The sequence below is a fragment of the Nocardia sp. NPDC003345 genome, from assembly GCF_053589395.1.
The window spans coordinates 1-2466 of the sequence record NZ_JBSFRU010000530.1 but is presented as its reverse complement, the minus strand read 5'-3'; the positions used below and the strand labels follow the sequence as shown (position 1 = coordinate 2466).

Here is a 2466-nt window from a genome sequence, read left to right as displayed (position 1 = left end):
CGACCGGTCGGCGCGCGAGGCGGTCGCCCGGCGGCACGGAGTCGGCGCCGACCGCGTGCTCACCCTCGCCGGCGGTGCGGAGGGATTCGCGCTGCTGCCGCGGCTGCGGCCGCGGCTGGCCGCGGTGGTGCATCCCTCGTTCACCGAACCCGAACTGGCCCTGCGCGAGGCGGACGTGGCGGTGACCCGGGTGGTGCTGGAACCGCCCTACACGCTGGACCCGGAGTCGGTTCCGGCGGCGGCGGATCTGGTGGTGATCGGCAACCCCACCAACCCGACCTCGGTCCTGCACCCCGCCGCCACGCTGCGCGCCCTGCGCCGGCCGGGCCGGATCGTGGTGGTGGACGAGGCCTTCATGGACGCCGTGCCCGGGGAACCGGAATCGCTGGCCGCCGAGGCCGATGCCGGGCTGCTGGTGCTGCGCAGTCTCACCAAGACGTGGGCGCTGGCGGGGCTGCGCTGCGGCTATCTGCTGGGGGCGCCGGAGGTGCTGCGCCGGCTGGCACGAGGCCGGGCGCACTGGCCGCTGGGCACCCTCCAGTTGACGGCCGTCGGCGCCACCGCCGAACCCGCGGCGGTGGCGCAGGCGCAGGGCCGGGCGGTGGAGCTCGGGCGTGAGCGCGAAGCGATGGCCGCACGGCTGACCGCGCTCGGCTTCGAGGTCGCCGGACCCGCGGCCGGGCCGTTCCTGCTGCTGCGTGTCCGGGAGGGGGAGATTCTGCGCAAACACTTGCGTGCACGGGGGATCGCGGTCCGGCGCTGCGATACCTTTCCGGGGCTGGGCCCGGATCATCTGCGGGTGGCGGTGCGACCGGACGCCGAGGTGGACCGGCTGGTGGAGGTTGTGCGCGAGACCGGTGCGCGGCACCGGGTCACCGACGGGACATGATTGTCGCCGACCCTCTCCGACGAAAGGTGTGCCGTGGCGAAACTGGTCGACCTCATCGAGACGCTGGATACCGCCTATCCGCCGGGACTGGCCGAACCGTGGGATTCGGTGGGCCTGGTGTGCGGGGATCCGCGCGAGGAGGTGCGGCGCGTGCTGTTCACCGTCGATGTCACCGAGGCCGTGGTCGAACAGGCCGTGAACTGGGGTGCGCAGGCGCTGGTGGCCCACCATCCGCTCCTGCTGCGCGGGGTCGACAGCGTCGCGGCCGATCGGCCCAAGGGTGCGCTGGTGCACCGGCTCATCCGCGCGGGCTGCGCCCTGTTCACCGCGCACACCAACGCCGATTCGGCCGACCCCGGCGTCTCGGACGCGCTGGCCGAGACACTCGGGCTGACCGTCACCGGCCCCCTGGACCCGAAACCGGCCGCTGCCGTGGACAAGTGGACGGTGCAGGTCCCCCGGGACCGGTCCGACGAAGTGCTGGCAGCGCTGTTCGACGCGGGGGCCGGCGGTGCGGGCGATTACCGCGAGGCCGCCTGGCGGGTCACCGGAACCGGGCAGTTCCGGCCCGTGGCCGGGGCGGAACCGGCCATCGGCGCGGTCGGTGAGCTGACCAGGGTGAGCGAGGACCGGATCGAATTGGTCGCCGCGCCCGTGCACCGGGCGCGCGTCCTGGCCGCGCTGCGGGCGGCCCACCCGTACGAAGAACCGGCCTACCACGTCACCGAGCGCGCTCCGGTGCCCGGCGCGCTCGGGCTGGGCCGGGTCGGCGCGCTCGCCGAACCGCTGACCCTGCGCGAATTCACCGCCCGCGCCGCCGCGGTACTCCCGGAAACGACCTGGGGAGTGCGGGCCGCCGGAGATCCCGACCGGATCCTGCGCACCGTGGCGGTCTGTGGCGGCGCGGGGGATTCGTTCCTGGAAGCCGCCGCCCGCCACGGGGTCGACGCCTATCTCACCTCCGACCTGCGCCATCATCCCGCCGACGAACACCTGCGCCGCACCGGCCCGGCGCTGATCGACGCCGCGCACTGGGCCACCGAGTTCCCCTGGTGCGCCCAGGCCGCCGGGGTTGTTCGCGCGGGTTTCCCCGAGTTGGAGACCCGGGTGTCGACGATCCGCACCGACCCGTGGACCGTCGGCTGCGCCCACTGACCGACCTCCCGATCGGCCCGCCGAACTGATCGCGGCGGTAGGCGGACGGGCCGGGGTGGGCACTGGTCGGCGACCCGTGACCGGCCGGCCCCGGTGACCGATCCGCGGCCCAGACCTGCCCGCCGAGCGAATCGGAGCGCCAGGGAGCGGCGGGGCGCGGTGGCCGGAGTACGGTGGACTCTCTATCCGTCCACAGCGTGCAGGGAGTTCGTTCGCGTTGAATGTCGAACCATCGATTCAGGCCCGACTGCTGCGTCTCGCCGAGGTCGACACCGAGTTGACCAGGATCGCCCATCGGCGCCGCCTATTACCCGAACAGCAGGAGGTCGACCGGGTCGAGACGGAACGCAACGCCCAGAAGGACGCCGCCGTGGCCGTGGAGATCGTGCTCGACGATCTGGATCGCGATATCCGCAAACTGG

General features: G+C 73.6%; 3 protein-coding genes. All 3 read left to right on the top strand.

What is annotated here, in order from left to right:
• Positions 1 to 889, top strand: an 889-nt coding sequence (gene cobC / locus ACWDU1_RS31630) for an Rv2231c family pyridoxal phosphate-dependent protein CobC (protein ID WP_450004087.1), incomplete at its 5' end; no start/stop codon positions are given.
• Positions 890 to 922: 33 nt separating this feature from the next.
• Positions 923 to 2044 carry a Nif3-like dinuclear metal center hexameric protein gene (locus tag ACWDU1_RS31625; RefSeq protein ID WP_450004086.1) on the top strand — a complete coding sequence of 374 codons (1122 nt, stop codon included), beginning with the start codon at positions 923 to 925 and terminating at the stop codon, positions 2042 to 2044.
• A gap of 217 nt (positions 2045 to 2261) precedes the next feature.
• On the top strand, positions 2262 to 2466 hold a 205-nt coding region (locus tag ACWDU1_RS31620), incomplete at its 3' end, for a CT398-like coiled coil hairpin domain-containing protein (RefSeq protein ID WP_450004085.1).